Source organism: Pseudoduganella sp. GCM10020061 (assembly GCF_042683405.1).
GTDB lineage: Bacteria > Pseudomonadota > Gammaproteobacteria > Burkholderiales > Burkholderiaceae_D > Telluria.
On sequence record NZ_JBHUJS010000003.1, the window covers coordinates 586,025 to 609,685 of the forward strand.

Here is a 23,661-nt window from a genome sequence, read left to right on the forward strand (position 1 = left end):
AGGCCAGGCGAATTATTCATCGGCACAAACCGCGTCTATCGGCGTTTGTGCTAATGAATCCGGCACCAGCTGAACTGCTGCAACTCCTCACGAATTGCAGCACTTCAGCCATCGTCGCTTGCGCGACGTATCTGTTTACTACCGCTGTCCCCACCCGTCCAAGCCACCCCGAAAACGAAAAAGCCGCCTTGCCCGACTCAATCAGGCAATGCGGCTTTGCGAATTCGGCGATGGTTTTAACGGCATATTTGTCGGGTTCAGCTTCCCACTTTTGATCGGTTTTTTTGCGTTCGCACGTACAAAAAATTTTTGTTTTCGTGTTGCGGCAAATTCAATCACGTAAAGTACACGAAAACCTTGTCAATGCGCAACTAGTGCGGCGAATTTTCTCACGCTTTTCCGCATCGGGCCGCACGCCATGCAGAGCCCGTTTCGCATTTTGCGTCCGCGCGTGCGGTCATTGGCGCGGAAATGCCACCGCACCGAAAACGTTGTTCATCAAAGTAGACCAATTGCCAATTGGGTTTCTTTGAAATGCAGGCGCGCGTGTGCGCCCGCATCGCGGCCACATCGAACATGCGCGTGGAATCGCCGCGACTGTGTTCTGCACGCGACACTCCTTCACCACTCGCACGCAAAAAAGCGCGCGCGTTCGACCAAGATTCGCGTCGGCGCGCGCGCGTCCGCGCTACCTGCGCATCGCGCGCAAGCGCCGCATCGCGAGTTCACGCCAGGCCGGACTACCATACCCGCTCACCAGGTCACGCCCGGCTTCGGTCCACGCTGGATCGGACGCATCCAGGCCAAGCAGCTCGATGAAGTGGCGGTCCACCACGATGAACTGTCGCCGGTACGGGAGCAGGTAGAGCGAAGACGATGCGTCGTGGATCGCGCGGGCTTCGGCATAGTGGGCGAACCACTGGTTGGTCAGCGCCTCGCAGGCGTTGTCATACCAGAGCGTGCCTGCGTCGTCGCCATCGGGGGCCACGCCGCCGAGCACGCGTCGCGCGTGGTCCCAGTGCTGGAATCCGGCGCGGGCGGAGGCGATGTTCATGCAGTGGGTGAGCGTCCATTCGGCAGGTTCCGCCCAGCGGCGGGATGCCGAAACGGACCGGGCGAGTTCGATGGCCCCGGCTTCCTGCCGGCGCAAAGCGTTCAGCAGCAGGCGTGCGCGTACCTTGATTTCGTTGGCGGGAACCGCGGAGGTGGTTTGGCGAGTCGAAGCGTCGCCGTTCAGGGGGAGATTGGTCATGATGCCTTCCATTCGTTATCGATGGCTTCCCGCTAAGCCGAACGAACAGATTGATCATATCCAGAGAAATCGGATTGAAGGGTGAGCGCCTCTTTTGCGGGAAGGCGCCCCTGTGCACCTGGCGCGAATAGTAGCACGCCGTCGTCCCAGCGGAGGCTGGGACCCATACTGAGCGTCCCATCGCGCCGGTTCCTGTCACGCCACCTCAGTATGGATTCCTGCCTTCGCAGGAATGACGGGGCTACACGCTCAGCGCGCCGCGGAAGCCACGGCTGCCGTAATAGGATTGGGCGCCGTTGTGATAGACGAATACCCGACCGAAGCGAAAGTCGCCGAAGATCGCGCCGCCCAGCTTGCGGATGTCGGCGGGCGTATTCAGCCAGCTGGACGTCTTGGCGTCGAACGAGCCCAGGGTCTGCAGGTGGCGGTACTGCTCCTCGGTCAGGATCGAGATGCCCATGGCCTCGGCCAGGTCCACGGCCGTGTTCTCAGGCCGGTGCTCCTTGCGGGACTCGAGGCCGGCACGGTCGTAACAGAGGCTGCGCCGCCCCGAGGGACTCTCCGCCGAGCAGTCGTAGAAGATGAATTCGCCCGACGCCTTGTCATAGCCGACGACGTCCGGCTCGCCGCCGGAGTGTTCCATCTGCGCCAGCGACCAGAGCTTTTCCGGATGTGCTTCCAGCCGGGCCGCGATTGCAGCCCACTCCAGGCCGGGGTGGCGCTTCATATTCGCCTCGAAACGGGTCTTCAAGGTGTCCAGCAGCCCTGCACTTTGCTCCATGCTCCCCTCCACAAAACGTCCTGGTAATAAAAAAGCGCCGAGCAAGTCGGCGCTTTTCGATCGTCCTCGTATCAGGATTAGGTCAGTCCCAGTTCAAGGCGCCACCGAAGAAATTGCATCCCCCTCTTCAGGTCGACACCTCCAAAGTGACAGATGACCGTGATCAAGCATCTTCTAATAATGCGATCGCGGCATCGCGAACGCCAATGGCAACCACGGTCAAAGCCTCATCAATATCGCCCCACGTCATAACCGCCTTGCCATCTGTCGGGAGGGCTTTCAAACGCCCTAAGGGAGATTTATTCCACAAACAGCTTCTAAGAATCACCGGAATTACTTTCGCGTCGCCTTCCGCCTCTCGTTCCAGTGCTTTTTCTAGCTCTACAGCATAGCAATACTTGGAATTGATGAAGTCTATACTTACAAGGGCCAAGACAACGTCTGCACTACTCAATTTTTTTGCGATTTCGGCATCCCAATCATCACCAGCTTTAATTTGATGATCAACCCATATCGCAATCAAACCCTCATTTTCAAGAGGCCGTAAATGATTTATTAGCCGGTCCTTTAGATCTTGATCTTTGTGACTATAAGAAACGAAAACCTTCATTCGATCCGCCTTCTTATTCGCCGCAAGTGCAACCAACCCTCCACGACCGCGCTTTACCACAATAAGCTCCTCTTGCCGTAAAGAGCTATGAATGGCTTTGTACTTCGACTTTTCCCACTTCAGTTCAACACGCAGTGTGTCATTGGTCACAAAACCGCCCTCTGGGGCGGAAAGCTTTTCCAAGCGCTTAAGGAAAAGATCTCTATCGCTAATACGCGCCATATGGCTCCATTTAAATTGTCCTATAAAACGTATACCGAGAGAGGACTTTGATCAGACAGAAGTTCCGAAATTAGCAATGTCGCTCACTACTTACCTCTTAAAACCAAATTCCAGTCAATTTCGAATCCAGCAGCTTGGAGCTCTCGCGCCAGCGCGCCTTTCCATACCCCCCCGGAATCAAAATCCTCGTACAAAACCCCTCCAAAATCAGATGGAAGTTCAAGTTCGCCTCTCTTCAGCGCACAGACATGGCTGCGGCCAAGTCGTCCGATAAAATATCCGAGTTCTAACATCACGTTCTGCCGCACTCGCGAACGTTGCTGTCCACCTAGCACGCTTCCCACATCGTCCGGTGTAAGCAGCACAACGGCAAATCCCACATCGCTGTGGGCTTCGATCTTCTCGATAACCGTGCGACCCAAATTCGCCTGCTCATGAAGAACGATTGGCTCAAATTCGATTTTCTCTAAGAATCGAGCAACCGAATCAAGGATTGAATGATCGTGGCCATGCACGACAAAAATTTTTCGCGTAGGCAGATCGGGCCTCGAATTAATTTGCGCCACTTCCTGCGTTCCAGTGGCCGCAGTAAGAAAATTGATATAATCCCGCACAAACGGAACAAGAATTTGCTCAACCATTTTTTGCAAATTGGACGAAATACTCCCGCCGGCATAGCAAAAAGTGAATGAGAAATCTACCGCCCAACTCGGTTGTTCGGCGAAGCGGTCTACTAACTTGATGGCAAGACCAAGCTCAGCTTCCGTATCCATGGGCCATTCGAGCTGGGCACTGCCGACCATACTCCCTGCGGTAGCTTCTCCGGCAGCAATCCATGCATCCAGATCGACCATTTCTGCCAGCTGGGACGTCAAGTCTTCAAGTTGCTGATCATGAAGCAGTCTCGACAGCTTTTTTATATATCGGGAGAACGAATTAAAGTCAGACGACCTCAAATCAGAGACCGTATTCTCAATATCACGCAGCAATTTTGGGTGTATCAAGCGCCATCTCCGAGAGAAATCTACCTATCCTATCAGTCTCGCCTGGCCACCCATTGAGTATGCTCTCGCGAGAAAGCATTCTCGGCATCTCCGACGAAGTGGGAAAATTTCGCATCACCAGATACATTGAACAGCTGCTCTCGAATCAAACTAATTTCTTGTGCGGTTAGCGCGTATGAGGCGCTTAACTCGCGATATCGTTTAGCTTGAGTCCAAGCAAGTAGTGCTCCAGCAATGGCAATTGCTATATCAGTCGGCCAAAACTGCTCATCTGAATACTTTATTCTAGAGAGTGCGAGTCCGATAGCGATGATGTTCGCAGCACACAGCACAACGAAAAAGATCGTCGCCGCTCTATCATTAGCCCGAGCTTTGCCTTGATACCAGTTCAGTTGATCGCAAATACGTCCCTGAAGATAAAATTCTTTCCGCTTTGAAAAAGAAAGAGCACGCGTCGACACCATGAAATTAGTTACTTGATAGCTCATACTTTCATCAAGTAACTTCTTCGATATTTCTGTATTACTCCCTCTCAATTTAGCTAGGACCTCAATGAATGCCAATCGCGCCTGTGCGTCGGGCACATTGTAGGGCTCAGCCCTCATCATGTATCGCCACGTTACCGTTTTTATTGATTCCGCCAAGGCTCTCCCGCCATACCAAATCCTTTCCGGGCGCGCGAAGCCCAAGTATAATGCACAGCCCAAACTGAGTAAAAGCACGGTGGCTTGAGCGTAGGCGATTTCGACAAGCGGAAGGTCAAAAACAGACAGCGTTGCAGCGATGACAAGTAAGAATAAATTGAGGAAGAGAACTTTAAAAAAATGTGTCTGCGCTTTGCTTGCTAATCGGTCCCCGGCACGGTAGAGGGCAGGATAATCTTCATCCTTCATTCGATCCCCAGACTGGAATATGTAGCGGCAGGATAAAAGCAGTCGGTGATCCCTTGCGCAACATATTGGTGGTAGTTGGCGCAAAAATCATCGAGAGCGAGCCTGATAATTTTCATTTTGAATGGGACATGAACAACACACTTATTTTTTAAGATGGGTGGGCAAAGTTTTCCGTCCATGATGCGAAGGCCATTGAGGTTTACAGCGACGATCGGAATACCCAAGTCGATACAGCATTCGATTTCCCATCGCACGTACCGATACAGATTTTTTGTATTCTCCCCAATCAAGACAATGGCCTGCTTCGCGTTGGCCAGCCGCTCGCGTAACTTTCTTTTGACCGTAGACTCCGCACTGCCATCGCGCAGAGCATTAAGGTCGTGGGCATCGAAAAAATTAAAGTCGACCGTTTCGAGGGCATTCCACCCTTTCATTCGGCCATACGCCCAAATATCTTCATCCCCATCGAAGATCACATAAGTCTTATTTCGGTAACTCATTTGTCTCCTTTTTTTGCAAAGGGTGCAGTCGCCACGTTGTCGACTTAGGCGACTGCTAAGACAAGCAGCGATAAATCAATAATTAGTCCCAGTTCAGGGCGCCGCCGGTCTGGTACTCGGTCACGCGGGTCTCGAAGAAGTTGCGTTCTTTTTTCAGGTCGATCATCTCCGACATCCACGGGAACGGGTTTTCCTCGTTCGGGAACAGCGGCTCCAGGCCGATCTGCACCGCGCGGCGGTTGGCGATGAAGCGCAGGTAGCCCTTGAACATGGTGGCGTTCAGGCCCAGCACGCCGCGCGGCATGGTGTCTTCCGCGTAGCGGTACTCCAGGTCGACCGCTTTCAGGAACAGCGTCTTGATCTCTTCCTTGAAGGCCGGGGTCCACAGCAGCGGGTTTTCCATCTTGATCGTGTTGATCAGGTCGATGCCGAAGTTGCAGTGCATGGACTCGTCGCGCAGGATGTACTGGTACTGCTCGGCGGCGCCCATCATCTTGTTCTGGCGGCCCAGCGCCAGGATCTGGGTGAAGCCGACGTAGAAGAACAGGCCTTCCATCAGGCAGGCGAACACGATCAGGGACTTGAGCAGCTTCTGGTCCTGCTCCACGGTGCCGGTCTTGAACTCAGGATCGGTCAGCGTGTCGATGAACGGGATCAGGAACTGGTCCTTGTCGCGGATCGAATCGATCTCGTTGTAGGCGTTGAAGATCTCCTTCTCGTCCAGGCCCAGCGACTCCACGATGTACTGGTAGGCGTGGGTGTGGATCGCCTCTTCGAACGCCTGGCGCAGCAGGTACTGGCGGCACTCGGGGGCGGTGATGTGGCGGTAGGTGCCCAGCACGATGTTGTTCGCGGCCAGCGAGTCGGCGGTGACGAAGAAGCCCAGGTTGCGCTTGACCAGGCGGCGCTCGTCTTCGGACAGGCCGTTCGGGTTCTTCCACAGCTCGATGTCGCGCTGCATGTTCACTTCCTGCGGCATCCAGTGGTTGGCGCAGCCGGCCAGGTACTTGTCCCATGCCCATTTGTACTTGAATGGGACCAGCTGGTTCACGTCGGTCTTGCCATTGATGATGCGCTTGTCGTCGGCGTTAACGCGCTTTGCCACCTGCTCTGCGGTGGCGCCGGTGTCGGCTGGGGCTTGTGGACGCGCGGCTGGCGCGGCGCTGGAAGCGGCTTCGTCATCCCAAGATAGCATTGTGTTCGTCCTCGTTTATTTTGTAGGTGGTTCTGTTCTGGCTGAAAAGCTGGGGACGGTCCCCGTTGGGGACAGTCCCCTGGGCTTAAGGCGGGGGACAGTCCCATAGGGACAGTCCCCTCTTCGCTTAGGTTACTGGCAGGCTTCGCATTCCTCGAAACCGTCGTCGCCTGGACGCAGGTAGCAGGCGGCGCCTTCTTCGACTGCTGCCGGCGCTGCAGCTGCGGTGACCGCTGCTGCAGCCGCCGTCGCCGAGGCGGACATGCCGCCGTCCACTGCCACTGCGTTCAGCGCGCCGGTGCGGGAGGTCGACTTCTCCATGTGCGTCGCGGCGATCGTGCGCAGGTAGTAGGTGGTCTTCAGGCCACGCAGCCATGCCAGCTTGTAGGTCTCGTCCAGCTTCTTGCCCGATGCGCCGGCCATGTAGATGTTCAGCGACTGGGCCTGGTCGATCCACTTCTGGCGGCGCGATGCGGCTTCCACCAGCCAGGTCGGCGAGACTTCGAACGCGGTAGCGTAGATGTCGCGCAGGTCCTGCGGTACGCGGTCGATCTTGGAGAGCGAGCCGTCGAAGTACTTCAGGTCGGCGATCATCACTTCGTCCCACAGGCCGCGCGCCTTCAGGTCGCGCACCAGGTAGGCGTTGATCTCGGTGAACTCGCCCGACAGGTTGGACTTCACGTACAGGTTCTGGAAGGTCGGCTCGATGCAAGCGGACACGCCGATGATGTTCGAGATGGTCGCGGTCGGAGCGATCGCCACGCAGTTCGAATTGCGCATGCCGTGCTGCTTGATACGCTCGCGGACCACGGTCCAGTCCATCTTGGACGAGGTGTCCTGCTGCAGGTAGTCGGCGCCGCGCTCTTCGGCCAGCAGCTTGATCGAGTCCTGCGGCAGGATGCCGCGGTCCCACAGCGAACCGGCGTACGACTCGTAGCGGCCGCGCTCTTCGGCCAGCTCTGACGATGCCAGGTAGGCGTAGTAGCAGACGGCTTCCATCGAGGTGTCGGCGAACTCCACGCATTCCTGCGAGGCGAACGGCACGCGCATCATGTGCAGGCAGTCCTGGAAGCCCATCACGCCCATGCCGACCGGACGGTGGCGCATGTTCGAGTTGCGGGCCTTGTCGACAGCGTAGTAGTTGATGTCGATGACGTTGTCCAGCATGCGCATTGCGGTGCGCACGGTCTTCTGCAGCTTGACGTGGTCCAGCTTGCCCTCTTTCATGTGGGCCGGCAGGTTCACGGAGCCCAGGTTGCAGACCGCGATTTCCGATTCATTGGTGTTCAGGGTGATCTCGGTGCACAGGTTCGAGCTGTGGACCACGCCCACGTGCTGCTGCGGCGAACGGATGTTGCATGGGTCCTTGAAGGTGATCCATGGGTGGCCGGTCTCGAACAGCATCGACAGCATCTTGCGCCACAGGTCCAGCGCCTCGACCTTCTTGAAGACGCGCATTTCGCCGCGCGCCGCCTTGGCTTCGTAGCCGGTGTAGGCTTCTTCGAAGGCCTTGCCGACCTTGTCGTGCAGGTCTGGCGCTTCCGACGGCGAGAACAGGGTCCACTGGCCCTTTTCCATCACGCGCTTCATGAACAGGTCCGGAATCCAGTTCGCGGTGTTCATGTCGTGGGTGCGGCGGCGGTCGTCGCCGGTGTTCTTGCGCAGGTCGAGGAATTCTTCCACGTCCATGTGCCAGGTTTCCAGGTAGGCGCAGACCGCGCCCTTGCGCTTGCCGCCCTGGTTGACCGCGACGGCGGTGTCGTTCACCACTTTCAGGAACGGGACCACGCCCTGCGATTTGCCGTTGGTGCCCTTGATGTGGGCGCCCAGCGCGCGCACCGGGGTCCAGTCGTTACCCAGGCCGCCGGCGAACTTGGCCAGCAGTGCGTTTTCCTTGATCGCGTCGTAGATGCCTTCCAGGTCGTCCGAGACGGTGGTCAGGTAGCACGAGGACAGCTGCGAACGCAGGGTGCCCGAGTTGAACAGGGTCGGGGTCGACGACATGAAGTCGAAGGTCGACAGCAGGTTGTAGAACTCGATGGCGCGCGCTTCACGGTCGGTTTCGTTCAGCGCCAGGCCCATCGCGACGCGCATGTAGAACGCCTGCGGCATCTCGATGCGCACGTCGCGCACGTGCAGGAAGTAGCGGTCGTACAGGGTCTGCAGGCCGATGTAGCCGAACTGCAGGTCGCGGTCCGCGACCAGCGCCTTGGCCAGCTTGTCCAGGTCGAAGGTTGCCAGCTGCGGGTCGAGCAGTTCGTTGGCGATACCCTTGGCGATGTACTGCGGGAAGTAGGTCACGTAGTGCGCAGCGGCCTTCGCCTGCGGCACTTCCTGGCCGAACACTTCCTTGCGGATGGTGTGCAGCAGGATGCGTGCGGTCACCTGGCTGTACGCAGGATCCTTTTCCATCAGCGCGCGGGCGGCCAGGATGGCGGACTTGTGCAGTTCTTCGACCGGCACGCCGTCGTACAGGTTCTTGACGGTTTCGGCCTGGATGGCTTCGGCGTCGACGTGCTTTTCGAGGCCGACGCAGGCGGCGCCGATCAGGGAGCGGACTTCTTCGATGTCCAGCAGGCGGCGGGTGCCGCCGTCGACCACGTGGATCTGCGGTGCAGCCACGACTGGCGCGCCTTGCGCTTCACGCGCGGCCTTGCGCTCTTCCATCTGCTTGGCGCGGTACAGCACGTAGGCGCGCGCGACGTCATGCTCGCCCGAACGCATCAGGGACAGTTCCACCTGGTCCTGCACGTCTTCGATGTGGAAGGTGCCGCCGGACGGCTGGCGGCGCACCAGCGCAGCCACCACGTTGTTGGTCAGCTGTTCCACCAGGTCGCGAATGCTCGCGGACTGGGCGGCCTGGCCGCCGTTGACGGCGATGAAGGCCTTGGTCATCGCGACCGAAATCTTGGACGGCTCGAACGCGACCACGGCGCCGTTACGGCGGATGATGCGGTAGTCGCCGCGCGAAGCCGCCTCGGTGGCCGACACGTCAGCGCGTGGTGCGGCCGTGGTAGCGGAAGCGTGGGAAGTGGAAATGTCTTGAGAAGTTTGCATTGGGCCCCCAACAGTGCGACGGTCGTGCCGCCGCTTCGTTATTCATTAATAAGGCAGAAAAAACCCCGCCAACCGATGCCGCCAGCTGGCTTTCGCTTCAATTGTGTGGAATCTACTACTTGGGGAGAGTTCCCCGTTTTGCTACTACATCTAGTGATGAGTCTTAAGATGGGACTAATTGTAGTGCCTGAAATTGCCCTGTGCAACAACTCCAAACCTAAATTTTTGTCTATTTTTTTCCCGTGCACACTTGACTTTGGAAAGGCCGCGAACGGAAAGCCTTGCGCGGTTAGCGAGCACTAACTTACGTATGCATGAGGCTCCGGGAACGGGACTGTCCGCGGCGGCGCCAAGGCGGCAATACCGTCCCCGGCTTTTTGGCGGAATCGCCATATAAATAGTCATTTCCGCCAAACGCTGGCAGACGGGGCACCGCTATTCGGGCGCCTGGATGTCCAGCTTCTGCATCTGATAACGCAACTGCCGGAAGCTGATCCCCAGCAGTTGCGCCGCCTGGGTGCGGTTGAACTGCGTCTGCGCCAGTGCCCGCAGGATGATCTCCCGCTCCACCTGTTCCAAATAAGCGGGCAGGTCGCTCGGCAGCGTATCCGGCACATGGGGCAACGAGGGCCGCGCCGCAGCCGGCGCTACCGCCGGTGCGCCACGCTCGGCGACCTCCGGTTGCGCGGAAACCGGGTGCGGCGGCGGTGGCGCTGGCGGCACGAGCGCCGCTGCCGGCACCCGCTGCTCGGCCGGCCGCGCCGCCTTGAGCGACAAGTCCCCCACTTCGATCACGCCGTCCGCGGCAAATGCCAGTGCGCGTTCCAGCACGTTCTCCAGCTCGCGCACATTGCCCGGGAAGCTGTACGCCCGCAGCGCATCCATCACGCCCGGTCCCAGCCGCGCCGGAGCCTGCCGGGCCGGCGCCAGCCGCGCCAGCACCGCATCGGCCAGCATCGGCAGGTCGTCCAGGCGCTCGCGCAGCGGCGGCAGCGCCAGTTCGATGACGTTCAAGCGGTAGAACAAGTCCTGCCTGAACTTGCCGTTTTCAACACACTTCGCCAGGTCCTGGTGCGTGGCGCTGATGATGCGCACGTCCACCGGCTCCTCCACGGTCGCGCCGATCTTGCGCACGCGGCGCTCCTGGATCGCGCGCAGGAGCTTGACCTGCATCGCCAGCGGCAGGTCCGCCACTTCGTCGAGCATGAGCGTGCCGCCATTGGCGGCCTGGAAGAAGCCGTCGCGCTCGTCCGCCGCGCCCGTGAACGCGCCCTTGCGGTAGCCGAAGAACTCCGCTTCCATCAGCGCCTCCGGGATCGCGCCGCAGTTCACCGCGATGAAGGGCTTGCCGGCGCGCGTCGACTGCGCGTGGATTTCGCGCGCGGCCAGTTCCTTGCCGCTGCCCGATTCGCCGGTGATGGAAATCGGCGCCATCGAGCGCGCCAGCTTGCCGATCTGCGCGCGCAGCGCCTGCATTTTCTCGGAGCCGCCGATCAGGCGCGACGGCGGCGTGGCCGCGGCCGCGTCCGGACCCGGCGCGGACAGGCGCAGCGCGGACTGCACCATCACGCGCAGTTCGTCCAGCACCACGGGTTTGGAGACGTAGTCGAAGGCGCCCGCCTTGAGCGCGATGACGGCGTTGTCCGCCGAACCGTACGCGGTGACCACCGCGATCGGCGTCGACTTGTAGCTCGCGGCTACCTCGCGCACCAGTTCCAGTCCCAGCCCGTCGGGCAGGCGCATGTCGGTCAGCACCAGCGCGTAGCTGTTCTCCTTGAGGAAGGCGCGCGCTTCGCGCAGCGTCTCGGCGCTGTCGACGTCGAGCCCCATCCGCACGAGCGTGATCTCGAGCAGCTCGCGCAGGTCTGCTTCGTCGTCGACTACCAGGATGCGGGGTGAACTCATTGAGTGCTGCCTTTCAAATCTGCTTGCGCTAGATGCCGTTGCGCTGGCCGAAGGTGATCACGAACCTGCCGCTTGCCTTGCGCTGGTTGCCGTGCATGCCGTCGAAGCGGTATTCGTAGTCGAGGTTGGCGTGGTTGTTCATGCACAGTTCGCGCGCCAGGTACAGGCCCAGGCCGGTGCCTTTGCTGGAGGTGGTGTAGAACGGCTCGAACAGGTGGGCACGCACATCGGGCGTGATGCCGGGGCCGTCGTCCTGCACGTGCAGCTCGGTCCGGCCATCGCTCACGGCGTACAGCCGGATGCTGCCCGGCGCCCCGCTCGCGTAGCGCACCGCGTTGTTGAGCAGGTTGGCAATCACCTCGCGCAGGTGCAGCGGATCGAAGCGCACCGCCGGGTTGGACCGCGCCTCGAAAGCGACTATACCATCGGCCAGCTTGTGGGTTTCCTGGAACTCCGCCACCACCTCGGCGAGGAAGGCCTGCAAATGCACCGGCTCGCCGTGCGGCTGCACCTTGCGCGACAGCTGCAGGATGTCCTCGACCATGCGGTTCACGCGGCCGACGTTGTCGCCCACGATCTTGAGCAGGCGCTTGTGCGGCTTCTCGACCAGGTCCTCGGCCAGCAGCGACGTGGCATGGCTGATGGCCGAGAGCGGATTGCGCACCTCGTGCGCGATCGAGGCGGTTAGCCGCCCCATCGATGCCAGCTTGAGTTCCTGCGCCTGGTTCTCGATAGCGCTCACGTCCTGCAGGAAGATCACGCAGCGGTCGGACGCCGGGTCGGGCGTGTGCGCGCGTGCGAAACGCAGTTGCAGATGGGCGGAGGTGCCGCGCCGTCCGCTCCACACCGGCGCGCCGGCGCCGCCCGCGTCGGCCACCGGCTTGATATGGACGAACGCGACGCGCTGCCCGTCCGGATCGTCGATCCATGCCTGGAACGCTGCCAGGATCGGTTCGAGCGCGGGCGCGGCGGCCAGCAGGAAGCCTCCGCCCACCGGCCCCAGGCCCAGCATGCGGCGGGCCGCCGGGTTGGCGGCGAACACATGGCCGTCGCGCCCCGTCACCAGCACGCCGTCGCCCATGTCGGCCATGACGATCTCGTTGACGGCCTGCTGGATCGCCAGGTCCACGCCGCGGCGCACGGCCAGCTCTTCCTGCCAGATCAGCTTGGCCGCGAGCCGGTTGACCACGAACACCGCGGCGAAATAGGCGGCGCCATACAGGCCGGTCTGCAGGTATGGGATGTCGCCGTCGGCAATGAACACCTTGTAGGTGGTCTCGGCCAGCATGAACAGCGCCACCACCGACGCGCAGAACAATGCCAGCAGGAGCGGCGCCAGGATCGCGGCGCCTGCGAGCGGGAACAGGTAGAGGATGGCCAGCCCGCTGCGCAGGCCGCCCGCGACCACGTACAGTGTCGAGATGATCGCAATGTCGACCGCCACCTGCGTCATCAGCTGCAGCAGGAAGCGGCGGCGCACGAAATAAGTGAGCGCGGCGAACCCCAGCGCGAACGCCAGGTAGGCCATGCAGGCTTCGGTGTAGAGCCAGGCGACCGGGCGGCCGGTAGCCGGACCAAGCACCGCGTAAGCCAGCAGCACCGCCGCGATGACGGCGCGGGTGATGTTCAGCGTGCCCAGCGACCGCCAGAATGTGGCGCGCGACTCCTGCGACAGCGCCTGGAAGCGTGCCATTTACTTGGCAGGCAGGCGGACGTGCGCCGGGCAGCAGTAGTCGAGACCGTCCGCGCGGACCGATTCGGAGGACGGGAAATATACGTGGCAATGGGCGCAGCGCGCCATCGCTTCAGGGCTGGCCGCGCCAGCCTGCGGCTGGTCGTCGCGGCGCGCGGCCGCTCCATGGCGGCGAATCTCCGAACGCAGTTTGGCGCGAATCGCCATGACTACCAGGACCACCAGCGCGATCCAGAACAAAAGGCGCATCATGCGAGTCCCCTGTGCAGCACAACTTCAAGTACAAAACGGCTGCCGACATACGCGAACAGCAGGGTGGCGAATCCGGCCAGGGTGAAGCGCAGCGCGGTCTTGCCGCGCCAGCCGCGCCACTTGCGGCCGGCCAGCAGCGCGCCGAACAGCAGCCAGGACAGCAGCGCGAACACGGTCTTGTGGTCCCACTTCAGCACCAGTCCGAACAGCTGCTCGGAAAACACCACGCCCGACAGCACGGTCAGCGTCAGCAGCGCAAAGCCGATCCCGATCATGCGGAACAGCAGGCGCTCCATGGTCATCAGCGCGGGCAGCTGGTCGATGGTGGAAGCGAGCCAGCCCTTGCCGGCGTCGCGGGTGTGCAGGCGCGTCTCCTGCAGCGCCATCAGCACCGCGTGGAATGCCGCGATCGTGAGCGTGCTGTAGGCCATGATGGCGATGGCGACGTGCCAGCCGAAAGCGCTCGCGCGGCCTCCCAGCGCCAGCAGCGAACCCGGGAAGGCCAGCGGCAGCGCGGCGGCGACGGCCGCGGCGGGCATGACCAGGCGGCGCAGCCCGTCCAGCGAGAAGTTGCGGTTTTCGATCCAGTACGCGAACACGGACACCCACAGCGCCGACGACAGCATCATCGCAAAGCCGACCCGCACCGCATCCTGCGCGCCTATATATAAATAGAGGCCGTAGCCATGGGCCAGCCAGGCGAGCGCGCTGGTGGCGGTCAGCGCGCCACGCATGCGCGCCGGGAGGACTGCGCAGACTCCGTACAGCACTGCGGCCGCGACAAGGAAAATATTTAGCATCGCTCCAGTTTACACCAACGGCGGCAACAGTTGCCGGCCACCTCGTCGGCCCGGCGCCAGGGCGGGACCCGGCTGGGCCCATACTGAGCTTCATGCGGGGCGCGCTCCGCATCTCAACCTCAGTATGGATCCCGGCATACGCTGGGATGACGGGTTGGAGATGTGGACGCAGGCGGTTGATGCGGAAGGGTTTTCACCCGACGCGCGCACTGTTTTTGGGCAAACCCCTTCTGCCCGATGGGGTAAAATGCCGCTTTGCGGATTTCTGCATTCCTCATCCAGATTGCCAGGTAGACCATGCTTGATAACTTGACCCAACGCCTTGCCAAAGTCGTCAAAACGATGCGCGGCGAGGCCCGCCTGACCGAGGCGAATACCGCGGAGATGCTGCGCGAAGTGCGCATGGCCCTGCTCGAGGCCGACGTGGCGCTGCCGGCGGTGCGCGAATTCATCGCGCGCGTAAAAGAAAAGTCGATGGGCGAAGAAGTCATCGGTTCGCTCAGCCCGGGCCAGGCCCTGGTCGGCGTGGTCCAGCGCGAGCTGGGCGTGCTGATGGGCGCGGACCTGGGACCGGAGGCGACCCAGCTGTCGTTTGCCCAGCAGCCGCCCGCGATCATCCTGATGGCCGGCCTGCAGGGTGTGGGTAAAACCACCACCGTCGGCAAGCTCGCCAAGTACCTGCGCGAAGAGAAAAAGAAGAAGGTCCTGACCGTCTCGGCCGACGTCTACCGCCCTGCCGCGATCGCGCAGCTGGAAACGGTGACCAAGCAGGTCGGCGCCGATTTCTACCCGTCCAGCGCCACCGACAAGCCGGTGGACATCGCGCTCGGCGCGCTCGACTGGGCCAGGAAGCACTACCACGACGTGCTGATCATCGACACCGCCGGCCGCCTGGCGATCGACGAAGCGATGATGCAGGAGATCGCGGCCGTGCACGCGGCGGTCAAGCCGATCGAAACGCTGTTCGTGGTCGACGCGATGGTCGGCCAGGATGCGATCAACACCGCCAAGGCCTTCAACGACGCGCTGCCGCTGACCGGCGTGGTGCTGACCAAGCTCGATGGCGACTCGCGCGGCGGCGCGGCGCTGTCGGTGCGCCACATCACCGGCAAGCCGATCAAGTTCGCCGGCGTCTCCGAAAAGCTGGACGGCCTGGAAGCGTTCGATCCGCAGCGCATGGCCAACCGCGTGCTGGGCATGGGCGACATCCTCGCGCTGGTCGAGGAAGCGCGCAAGGGCGTGGACGCGAAGGCGGCTGCGGACCTGGCCAACAAGATCAAGGTCGGCGGCCGTTTCGACATGAACGACTTCAAGGCGCAGCTGGGCCAGATGAAGAAGATGGGCGGCATGGCCAGCCTGATGGACAAGCTGCCGGCCCAGTTCCAGCAGGCCGCAGGCGGCGCCAACATGGACCAGGCGGACAAGCAGGTGCGCCGCATGGTCGGCATCATCGACTCGATGACCAAGGCCGAACGCGCCAAGCCGGAGCTGATCAAGGCCACGCGCAAGCGCCGCATCGCGGCCGGCGCGGGCGTGCAGGTGCAGGAAGTGAACCGCATGCTGGCGCAGTACGACCAGATGGCGACGATGATGAAAAAGCTCAAAGGCGGCGGCATGATGAAGATGATGCGCTCGATGAAAGGCATGATGCCTCCGGGGATGCGCTGATCGTAAAAAAAAAGCCGCTTTATGCGGCTTTTTTTCACTTCAGTCTCAGTCGGCGCAGCAGCGGCACTGAACGCGCCACCTCGGGGCCTTAGCCGACGCTTGGCTTGAGCATGCCGCCAATCCCGAAGGCGCCATAGACGTTTTGCATGATCTGCTCAAGCTGGTCGTTGTAAGGAGTGACCTGGCTCGCCATCCCGGTAAAGTCAACCGCTGTCCGGACCGGGCGCTGGCCTGCGGGTGTGGCGATGAGATCGACGATGGCCTGTGCAACCTTGCGTGGATCCTGCTCGGGATTCGACTTCAGCGCCGTCTCGAACGACTCCAGCGCATGCTGCGGTGCTTGCGCCATCGGACCGTAGCCGGCGTCGCGTCCCTGGTCAGTCGGCTTGATCAGATTATCGATGAAGCCCGTCAGGTATCCGCCCGGCTCCACGATGACACTCTCTACGCCGAATCCCCCCAGCTCGACACGATAGCTTTCGGCCATTGCTTCCACGGCCCATTTACTCGCATTGTATGGGCCGTAAAAAGGAAGCACCATGCGGCCAAGCAGGCTCGACACATGCACCAGCAGCCCGCGGCGCTGTGCGCGCAAGGTGGGGAGCGCCGCGCGGTTGACGCGCACCATGCCAAACACATTGATATCGAACAGTTTCTGCCAGTCTTCCGGCGTGAAGCTTTCCTGCAGGCCCATGACGCCATAGCCTGCGTTGTTGATCACCACATCCAGGCGTCCGCCAAGCTTGTCGAGCGCGGCTGCCATCCCGGCCTCGACACTCGCATCGCTGGTCACGTCCATGTCGACCAGCGCCACGCCGGCCCCGCGCAGCTCGGCAGCAACGACGCGGTTGCGTCCTTCGATGTCGCGCAGCGTGCCCACCACGTTGTGGCCAGCTTGTGCCAGCGCCAGCGTGGTCAGTTTGCCGAAGCCGCCGCCGGCGCCGGTGATGATGATGTTCTGTTGCATAGATTTCTCCTGTGTTTATGACGCTTGTTGGCCGAGCAGGCTGAAGCCGTGGCTCCAGTGCTGGTGGCGGAAACCGTAGGTGATCCAGATCATTGCAAGTGGCTCGAGCAGGCGGCTCTGTTCGATTCCGCCCAGGTCGATCGGGCCGCGCCAGCCGAAATGACGCAGGATTTCCGCGACGGAGCCTTTTGCCTGTTCGTCGTTGCCCGCTATGAACATGTCAGCCTGCCCGGCGTCGAAGTGCGGGCGTACCATCTTCCCAGCGGTGATGATATTGAAGGCTTTGACGACGCGCGCCCCAGGCAGCAGCCGCTGGACCGTTTCGCCGGCCGAGTCGGTATGGCCCAGGGCGAGCACCGGTACGCCGGCCGAGAAATCGAGCGGGTTGGTGGCATCGATGACGACTTTGCCCGCCAGCGCGGACGCCATGCCGGCCGACAGGGTTCCCGCGACGGCACTCCATGGGAGGGCGATGACGGCCAGGTCGGCAGCGTCTGCGGCCTCCGGATGGCTTGCAGCAGTCGCGCCCGGCACTTCCGCAAGCGCGGAACTGGCTTTCTCGCCGGCCGGCGTACGGGTGCCGAAAATGACTTTATGACCGGCTGCAATGAAGCCCTTGGCCAGCGCGACGCCAACGACGCCCGTGCCCAGGATGGCCACCGTGTAGTGTTTCATTCGTTCTCCTTGGAAGATGGATGCTGCGAACGACAGTGTGAAGCCGGTGAAGAATTAAAATAAGATAGGTGAAGGTTGATTGATTCGTAAATGGAGGTTGTGAATGGATGCTGCCCAGCGTGTCCCTGCGATACTGTCGTTCGTGCAAACCGCCGACCGCGGCAGTTTCGCCTCGGCCGCCCGTGCCCTCGGCATTTCGCCTGCCGCTGTCAGCAAGAACGTCGCCAACCTGGAAGCGGCGCTCGGCGTGCGCCTGCTGAACCGCACCACCCGCTCCCAGCGCCTGACGCGCGAGGGCGAAGCGTTCCTCGAGCGCGCCCGCGTCGCCATCGAAGCGCTGGAGGCCGCCGTCGACGCAGTAGCCGCGCAGCGCGCCGAGGTGAGCGGCACCATCCGAATTTCATGTGCCAACAACTTCGGACTCACCTACCTGATGCCGCTGGTACCGGGATTGCGCGCCCGCTATCCCGCGCTGGAACTCGAGATCGATTTCGATGACCGCCAGGTGGACATCATCGCCGAAGGCTATGACATTGCGCTGCGCGGCGGCCACAATGCGGACTCCAGCCTGGTATCGCGCCAGATTGCGGTCCTGCAGACGGTACTGGTAGCGTCCCCCGGCTACCTTGCGACCCACGGCGTGCCCGTCCGCGTCCGCGACCTGGCACGGCATCAGCTGATCAGCATTCGCTTTCTCAGCGGGCAGGTCTCGCCCTGGAATTTCACGAGGCCGGATGGCCCTCCCCTGGCGTACCGCCCGGAGCAGCCGGTACTGACGGTGTCGTCGCCATTCGCCGCGATCGATGCGGCCGCACGAGGCATCGGCATCGCCCAGGCCGGATTGCCGCATGCCTGGGAGCTCATCCGCGACGGCAAATTGAAGGTATTGCTCCCGCATGTGCACCAGGCGGGTTCGCGCACCCTCGCCATACAATTCCCGCACCGGGCGCTGGCGGCACCGCGCGTGCGAGCAGCGGTTGACTACCTGGCAGAAGGGTTCGCCGCCAACGAGGCGTTCAACATCACCCGGGACGAACTCGGCCCCTATTACGCCTGACCCGGTCGCGCGAGGATAACCATGCAAGCACTCATCTATGACCCTGCCACCGACACGTTTGCTGTCGCAGAACGCCCCCGGCCGCAATTGTCACCGTTTGACGTGCTGGTGAAGGTCCATGCCTGCGGACTGAATCCGGTCGATGCGAAGATCGACCAATGGCATGGCATGGTGCCCGCAATGAGCGACGCCTGGGTGGCGGGGCTCGACGTGTCGGGCGAGATTGCCGCTGTTGGCGCGGCGGTTTCGGGCTGGGCAGTTGGCGACCGGGTGCTCTACCACGGCGACATGTTCCGGCCGAACGGCGGATTCGCGGAATTTTCCGCGCACGATTCGCGCACGCTGCTGCCGCACCCCAGGCTCCCGGCGGAGATTGCCGCGGCAAGTCCGTGCGCCGGCTGGACCGCGTGGAGGGCATTGGTGGACAAACTGGGTGTCCGCGATACCGACCGCCTGCTGATCGCAGGAGGAGCGGGCGGCGTGGGGACGTTTGCCATCCAGCTGGCGCGCCATCTTGGCGTGCGCCAGGTGCTGGCCACTGCTTCGCCGCAGAACCATGGCCTGGTGCGCTCACTGGGCGCGACCGAGGCGATCGATTATCGTACCGGGGATGTGCCGGCGCAGGTGTTCGCGCGGACCGGCGGCCAGGGTGTCACTGCCGCCATCGATGCGGTGGGCGGCGACAACGATATCGTTGTCGCCAGCACGCTAGGGTACGAGGGAAGGATGGTGGAACTGGTGCGCACCGTCCGGCCGGAGGTTTATCCGGAAGCGTTCATGAACGGGCTCAGCTTCCATCAACTCAGCCTCGGGTCCGGCCATCGGCACGGAGCGCCGGGCCGGGCGTCCCTGCTGGCAGCGGGACGACAGGTCAGTGCCCTGCTCGAAGCCGGGTTGCTGATCGTCCCGCGGCTGGCGACGATTGGCTTGCACGAAGTCGGCGACGCCTTGAAGCGGATGCGCTCTCAGCACACGGTGGGCAAGATTGTGGCAATGCTGGTCGAGAACCGGTAAGCGCGGGGCGCCCGATCTTCACCGGCACGTCCCTCCCGTGTACTCCCAAGGCATCAAAAAGTGGCGAATCTCCCTCTATACAATGGGCTCAGGCGAAAAAATTACGAAAAGACTTGCAACAACGGAAAATCCCCACCAATATAAGCCGGTGCGAATCTGACAATCGCAATTTCCCATTGTTCGTTAAGGAGGCTCGAAGATGGCAACAGCCAAAAAAACCCCAGCAGCAGCTCCAAAGAAAGCGGCAGCAAAGCCAGCGGCAAAGAAGGCGGCACCAGCTAAGGCAGCAGCAGCCAAGCCTGCAGCAGCACGCAAGCCTAACGCAGCATTCATGAAAGCGATGACTCCATCGGCGAACCTGTCGGCCGTGGTCGGCGCGAGCCCGCTGCCACGCACCGAAGTGACCAAGAAGGTCTGGGAATACATCAAGAAGCACAACCTGCAAGACGCAGCAAACCGCCGCATGATCAACGCGGACGACAAGCTCAAGCCTGTCTTCGGCGGCAAAGCCCAGGTATCGATGTTCGAAATGACCAAGCTGATTTCGGATCACCTGAAATAATAAGAATACAGCTGGTATTGTCCACCCAATATCGCAAACGAAAAGCCCCGGCATGCCGGGGCTTTTACATTGGGGGCTGGGGTGGGGGACTGTCCCTACGCCGCTGAGCGGGCAGTTCTGCCCTCTTCCTCGTCAGAAGCCGAAGGCGGCCTTCATCAGGTCGAACACTTTCGTGTTTTCGATCGTGCCCTTGAACGCGGCGGAACCCGCGCCAATCGCGTACAGCTTCACGTCGCCGCCGCCGTGCGTTTCGCTGCGAATGCGCACACCGCTCTCCTGGTGGTACGCGTGCGCCTGCGCCAGTTCGCCGTCCACGTCCGAACGTTGCCCCGGCCGGTTCGGGCCGGTGCCGAACACCAGCGTGGTGAAGGTCTTGCCGTCCGCATCGCGCGCCGGCTGGCCGTCTTCCACGTTGCGCACGATGTCGAGGATCGGATTGCCGCGCTTCGAGTAACCGTTGATCTGCATGGTGTGGTCGTGGTCCGCGGTGACCACCAGCAGCGTGTTCTCCAGCTTCGGATCGGTCTCGCGCACCTTGTCCAGCACCGCCTTGATCGCGTCGTCGAACGCCACGGTTTCGATGACCGCGTTGCGCGCGTGCGAATCGTGCAGCGCATGGTCGATCTTGCCGCCTTCGACCATCAGGAAGAAGCCCTTGGGATTCTTCGACAGCATCTCAACCGACTTCACCGCCATCTCGGCCAGCGTCGGCTGCGCCGCATTGCGCTCGGACACATAGGCCAGGTGGCTCTCCGCCGAATACAATCCGATGAATTTGCCGGCCGGGCGTGCCGCCATCAGTTGCGTGCGGTCGCTGGCAACCGTGTAGCCGCGCGCGGCCAGTTCCGCCACCAGGTTGCGGCCGTCGGCGCGGCCCTTGGGGTTGCTCGCCTTGTCGAACGGCGTGAAGTGGTTGCGGCCGCCGCCCATCAGCACGTCCACGCCATCGAGCAGCGCGCTGTTGTAGCCTGCGCCGAACGGCACGACCGCGGCGGCGATCTGGTAGGCCATATCGCGGTGGCAGACATGCGAGAAGGTCGATGCCGGGGTCGCGTGCGTCAGCTCGGTGGTCGTCACGGCACCCACCGACTTGCCGGCCGCCTTGGCCAGCTCGAGGATCGTGGTGTACGGCTTGTCGGTGTCGTCGCAGCGCGGGATGGAACGGTTGCCGTTCGCGTCCTTGGCCGGGTCGAACGGCCTGGCCGCCGACGAGATCACGTCGTTGTTGATCTTCCGCCCCGTCATGTAGGCGCCCATCGACGGTGCGCTGTCGGTGGTCTGCGCGTCGTTGGAGTAGGTCTTGATGCGAGCTGTGCGCTCCCACTGCTCGAAGTGCAGCAGGCCCTCTTCCTTCGCCTTGTAAATGCGCGCGGCCGTGATCGCCGCCGGACCCATGCCGTCGCCGAGGAAGAAGATCACGTTGCGGGCGTCGCCCGCCTGCGCTGCCGTGCACGTGAATGCCAGCGCCAGCGCGGCGCAAATCGTCTTGTTTACCATTGTGCTGCCGCCTTGATCAGTTCAAATACACGGGTGTTCTCGATGGTGCCGCGGAAGGTCTCCGCGCGCGCGCCGGTCGCGCCCAGGTACACGTCGATGCCGCCATGGGTCTCGCGGCCCGGCTTCACGCGCACGGTTGCTTCCTGGTGGTACTCGTCGCCGGCCGCGGCCGCATCGGTCAGGTGCGGCGCATCGCCGCGGCTGCCCGCCACGCGGTTCTCGCCGTTGCCGAAACCGATGATGGTGAACGGCGCGCCATCCATGTCGCGCAGCGGCTTGCCGTCTTCCACCGATTTGATGATGCCGATGACGCCCGGTTCCGAGGCCGTGGTCGGGCCGGTGCGGCGCGCATAGCCGTTCAGCAGCAGCGTGTGGTCGTGGTCCGCGGTGGCCACGATCAGCGTGTTCTTCAGGCCGGGATCGAGCGCCTGCATCCTGTCGATGGCGGCCTTGAGCGCGTCGTTGAACGCGACCGTCTCCTGCAGCGCGCGTTTGCCCAGCGTGGCGTGCAGCGCGTGGTCGATGCGGCCGCCCTCCACCATCAGGAAGAAGCCCGACGGCTTTTTCGCCAGCACGTCGATGGCGGCCTCGGTCATCTGCTTCAGGCTCGGCTCCTTGGCCGGATCGCGCACGGCGTCGAAACTCATGTCGGCTGGTGCAAACAGGCCCACCATGCGTGCTGCCGGTTGCGCCAGGTCGGCGCTGGCGCTGGCGACGGTGTAGCCGCGCGCGCGCAGTTCGCCCAGCAGGTCGCGGTTGTCGGCGCGCGCGCCGCCTTTCGCGTGCGGGGTGAAGAATTGCAGGCCGCCGCCGAACAGCACATCGACGCCATCGCCGAGCGCCGGGTTGAAGCCCGCGCCGCCCGGCACCAGCTGCGCCGCGATATCGTTTTCCATCTTGCGGTGGCAGGCGTGCGCGTAGGTCGCCGCCGGGGTCGCGTCGGTGATGCGGGTGGTGGTCACAACGCCCGTACCCATGCCGCGCGCTTTCGCCAGCTCCAGCAGGTTGCGCACCGGCTTGCCGTCCTTGCAGGCGCTGACCTGGCTGTTGCCGTTCGCGTCCTTCGCCGGATACACGGCGCTGGTGTCGGTGCTCATGCCGACCACGTTGTTGTTCACCTTCACGCCGGTCATCAGTGCGGACATCGCCGCCGCGCTGTCGGTCACCTGCGCGTTGTTGGAGTAAGTCTTCACGAATGCCGACTCGGGCAGCTGGTCGATCGGCAGCATGCCTTCTTCGCCCACCGCGTAGATGCGCGCAGCGGTCAGCGTGGTGATTCCCATGCCGTCGCCGAGGAAAAAGATGATGTTCTTCGGTGCGGCGCCCTGGATTGCCGGCGCAGGCTGGGCCAGCGCGAGCGGCGCCTGCCGGGGTGCGCTTGCGCAGCCGGCCAGTGCCGCCAGCGCCAGCGCCGCGGCGATTGTCTTCAGTTTCATTGTGGTGCTTTCGTCGATGTGAGGTGGAAGCCCGGCTTGAACTCCCACTTCTTCCACGCCGCGAGGACGGCGTTGGGGTACTTCGGTTTGCCGCGGCTGCCGTTGTAGCGGCCGAGCGCGAGATAGAGGTTGCCGCGCTCGATGTCGATGTACATGCGCAGGATCGAGCAGCCGTAGCGCAGGTTGGTGTGCATGTCGAACAGCGCGCGGCGGTTGCTGTCGCCGATGACTTTCGTCCAGAACGGCATCACCTGCATGTAGCCGCGCGCGCCGACCACCGACACGGCGTATTTGCGGTAGGCCGATTCGACCTGGATCAGGCCGAGGACCAGGCCGGGCTCGAGGCCGGCGCGGGTGGATTCGTACCACACCGCTTCGAGGAATTCGATGCGGGCCTGCACATCGGGGATCTTGCGGTGCAGGCGGTCGGACATCTGCACCACCCACTGTTCGTAGTAGGCGCGCGCCTGCGCATTGCGGAAGCTCGGCTTGGGGGGACGGGCGTCGCGGATGGAGTTGGAAAGCGCCACGCGCACCGAGTCGGCCAGCGCTTCCTCTTTCTGGTTTCCCGCACTGGCCGGGGCCGCGTCCAGCAGCCCGGCCACGACCAGCATACAGGCG

At 62.3% G+C, this 23,661-nt stretch carries 21 protein-coding genes; 4 read left to right on the forward strand and 17 right to left on the reverse strand.

From position 1 onward, the window contains the following. Positions 1–688: 688 nt before the first annotated feature. The 12 genes from ACFSQR_RS10015 to ACFSQR_RS10070 all read right to left on the reverse strand — a co-directional run bounded on the left by ACFSQR_RS10015 (position 689) and on the right by ACFSQR_RS10070 (position 14,164). On the reverse strand, positions 689–1,252 hold the full coding sequence (locus ACFSQR_RS10015) for a hypothetical protein (protein ID WP_377729616.1): 564 nt from the start codon (positions 1,250–1,252) through the stop codon (positions 689–691). Between the two features lie 241 nt (positions 1,253–1,493). Continuing rightward, positions 1,494–2,033 carry a DUF4256 domain-containing protein gene (locus tag ACFSQR_RS10020; RefSeq protein ID WP_377729617.1) on the reverse strand — a complete coding sequence of 180 codons (540 nt, stop codon included), beginning with the start codon at positions 2,031–2,033 and terminating at the stop codon, positions 1,494–1,496. A gap of 163 nt (positions 2,034–2,196) precedes the next feature. Then, positions 2,197–2,865 carry a toll/interleukin-1 receptor domain-containing protein gene (locus ACFSQR_RS10025; RefSeq protein ID WP_377729618.1) on the reverse strand — a complete coding sequence of 223 codons (669 nt, stop codon included), beginning with the start codon at positions 2,863–2,865 and terminating at the stop codon, positions 2,197–2,199. Between the two features lie 86 nt (positions 2,866–2,951). Beyond that, positions 2,952–3,869: a TIR domain-containing protein gene (locus ACFSQR_RS10030; RefSeq protein ID WP_377729619.1), complete on the reverse strand. Its 918-nt coding sequence runs from the start codon at positions 3,867–3,869 to the stop codon at positions 2,952–2,954. A 32-nt stretch (positions 3,870–3,901) separates the two neighbouring features. Then, positions 3,902–4,762, reverse strand: a complete 861-nt coding sequence (locus ACFSQR_RS10035; RefSeq protein WP_377729620.1) for a DUF4231 domain-containing protein — start codon at positions 4,760–4,762, stop codon at positions 3,902–3,904. Next, the gene (locus tag ACFSQR_RS10040; RefSeq protein ID WP_377729621.1) at positions 4,759–5,262 is read right to left on the reverse strand and encodes a TIR domain-containing protein; all 504 of its coding nucleotides are present in this window, start codon (positions 5,260–5,262) and stop codon (positions 4,759–4,761) included. The genes ACFSQR_RS10035 and ACFSQR_RS10040 overlap by 4 nt, the downstream gene beginning before the upstream one ends. Positions 5,263–5,344: 82 nt before the next feature. Further along, positions 5,345–6,457, reverse strand: coding sequence for a ribonucleotide-diphosphate reductase subunit beta (locus ACFSQR_RS10045; RefSeq protein ID WP_377729622.1), 1,113 nt, complete (start codon positions 6,455–6,457; stop codon positions 5,345–5,347). A gap of 132 nt (positions 6,458–6,589) precedes the next feature. Beyond that, complete coding sequence (locus ACFSQR_RS10050) at positions 6,590–9,514, reverse strand: ribonucleoside-diphosphate reductase subunit alpha (RefSeq protein ID WP_377729623.1); 2,925 nt, start codon at positions 9,512–9,514, stop codon at positions 6,590–6,592. 435 nt (positions 9,515–9,949) lie between these two features. Then, positions 9,950–11,419 (reverse strand): sigma-54-dependent transcriptional regulator, encoded by a 1,470-nt coding sequence (locus ACFSQR_RS10055; RefSeq protein WP_377729625.1) that lies wholly within the window; start codon positions 11,417–11,419, stop codon positions 9,950–9,952. A gap of 28 nt (positions 11,420–11,447) precedes the next feature. Continuing rightward, positions 11,448–13,112 carry a sensor histidine kinase gene (locus tag ACFSQR_RS10060; protein ID WP_377729626.1) on the reverse strand — a complete coding sequence of 555 codons (1,665 nt, stop codon included), beginning with the start codon at positions 13,110–13,112 and terminating at the stop codon, positions 11,448–11,450. Beyond that, positions 13,113–13,364 carry a PP0621 family protein gene (locus ACFSQR_RS10065; protein WP_377729627.1) on the reverse strand — a complete coding sequence of 84 codons (252 nt, stop codon included), beginning with the start codon at positions 13,362–13,364 and terminating at the stop codon, positions 13,113–13,115. It abuts the gene before it with no gap. After that, the gene (locus ACFSQR_RS10070; protein ID WP_377729628.1) at positions 13,361–14,164 is read right to left on the reverse strand and encodes an inner membrane protein YpjD; all 804 of its coding nucleotides are present in this window, start codon (positions 14,162–14,164) and stop codon (positions 13,361–13,363) included. Before ACFSQR_RS10070 ends, ACFSQR_RS10065 begins: the two co-directional genes overlap by 4 nt. Positions 14,165–14,461: 297 nt before the next feature. Between ACFSQR_RS10070 and ffh the strand changes: the two genes are divergently transcribed. Next, positions 14,462–15,832, forward strand: a complete 1,371-nt coding sequence (gene ffh / locus ACFSQR_RS10075) for a signal recognition particle protein (RefSeq protein WP_377729629.1) — start codon at positions 14,462–14,464, stop codon at positions 15,830–15,832. Positions 15,833–15,920: 88 nt separating this feature from the next. On the opposite strand, the gene ACFSQR_RS10080 is transcribed toward ffh, so the two are convergent. After that, positions 15,921–16,799, reverse strand: a complete 879-nt coding sequence (locus ACFSQR_RS10080) for an SDR family oxidoreductase (protein ID WP_377729630.1) — start codon at positions 16,797–16,799, stop codon at positions 15,921–15,923. A 15-nt stretch (positions 16,800–16,814) separates the two neighbouring features. Further along, on the reverse strand, positions 16,815–17,474 hold the full coding sequence (locus ACFSQR_RS10085) for an NADPH-dependent F420 reductase (protein ID WP_377729631.1): 660 nt from the start codon (positions 17,472–17,474) through the stop codon (positions 16,815–16,817). Positions 17,475–17,577: 103 nt separating this feature from the next. Between ACFSQR_RS10085 and ACFSQR_RS10090 the strand changes: the two genes are divergently transcribed. The 3 genes from ACFSQR_RS10090 (at position 17,578) to ACFSQR_RS10100 (ending at position 20,107) form a co-directional block, all read left to right on the forward strand. Next, positions 17,578–18,531, forward strand: a complete 954-nt coding sequence (locus ACFSQR_RS10090; protein ID WP_377729632.1) for a LysR family transcriptional regulator — start codon at positions 17,578–17,580, stop codon at positions 18,529–18,531. 21 nt (positions 18,532–18,552) lie between these two features. Beyond that, a complete protein-coding gene (locus ACFSQR_RS10095; protein ID WP_377729633.1) occupies positions 18,553–19,545 on the forward strand; it encodes an alcohol dehydrogenase catalytic domain-containing protein in 993 nt (330 codons plus the stop codon). 199 nt (positions 19,546–19,744) lie between these two features. Continuing rightward, on the forward strand, positions 19,745–20,107 hold the full coding sequence (locus ACFSQR_RS10100; RefSeq protein WP_377729634.1) for an SWIB/MDM2 domain-containing protein: 363 nt from the start codon (positions 19,745–19,747) through the stop codon (positions 20,105–20,107). Between the two features lie 132 nt (positions 20,108–20,239). Here the strand turns inward: ACFSQR_RS10100 and ACFSQR_RS10105 are convergent, their stop codons facing one another. Genes ACFSQR_RS10105 through ACFSQR_RS10115 form a run of 3 tightly spaced genes read right to left on the reverse strand, consistent with a single transcriptional unit; the run spans position 20,240 to position 23,654 of the window. Next, positions 20,240–21,604 (reverse strand): alkaline phosphatase, encoded by a 1,365-nt coding sequence (locus ACFSQR_RS10105; RefSeq protein WP_377729635.1) that lies wholly within the window; start codon positions 21,602–21,604, stop codon positions 20,240–20,242. Then, complete coding sequence (locus ACFSQR_RS10110; protein ID WP_377729636.1) at positions 21,598–23,040, reverse strand: alkaline phosphatase; 1,443 nt, start codon at positions 23,038–23,040, stop codon at positions 21,598–21,600. Before ACFSQR_RS10110 ends, ACFSQR_RS10105 begins: the two co-directional genes overlap by 7 nt. Next, positions 23,037–23,654 (reverse strand): lytic transglycosylase domain-containing protein, encoded by a 618-nt coding sequence (locus ACFSQR_RS10115; protein ID WP_377729637.1) that lies wholly within the window; start codon positions 23,652–23,654, stop codon positions 23,037–23,039. The genes ACFSQR_RS10110 and ACFSQR_RS10115 overlap by 4 nt, the downstream gene beginning before the upstream one ends. Positions 23,655–23,661 lie beyond the last annotated feature (7 nt).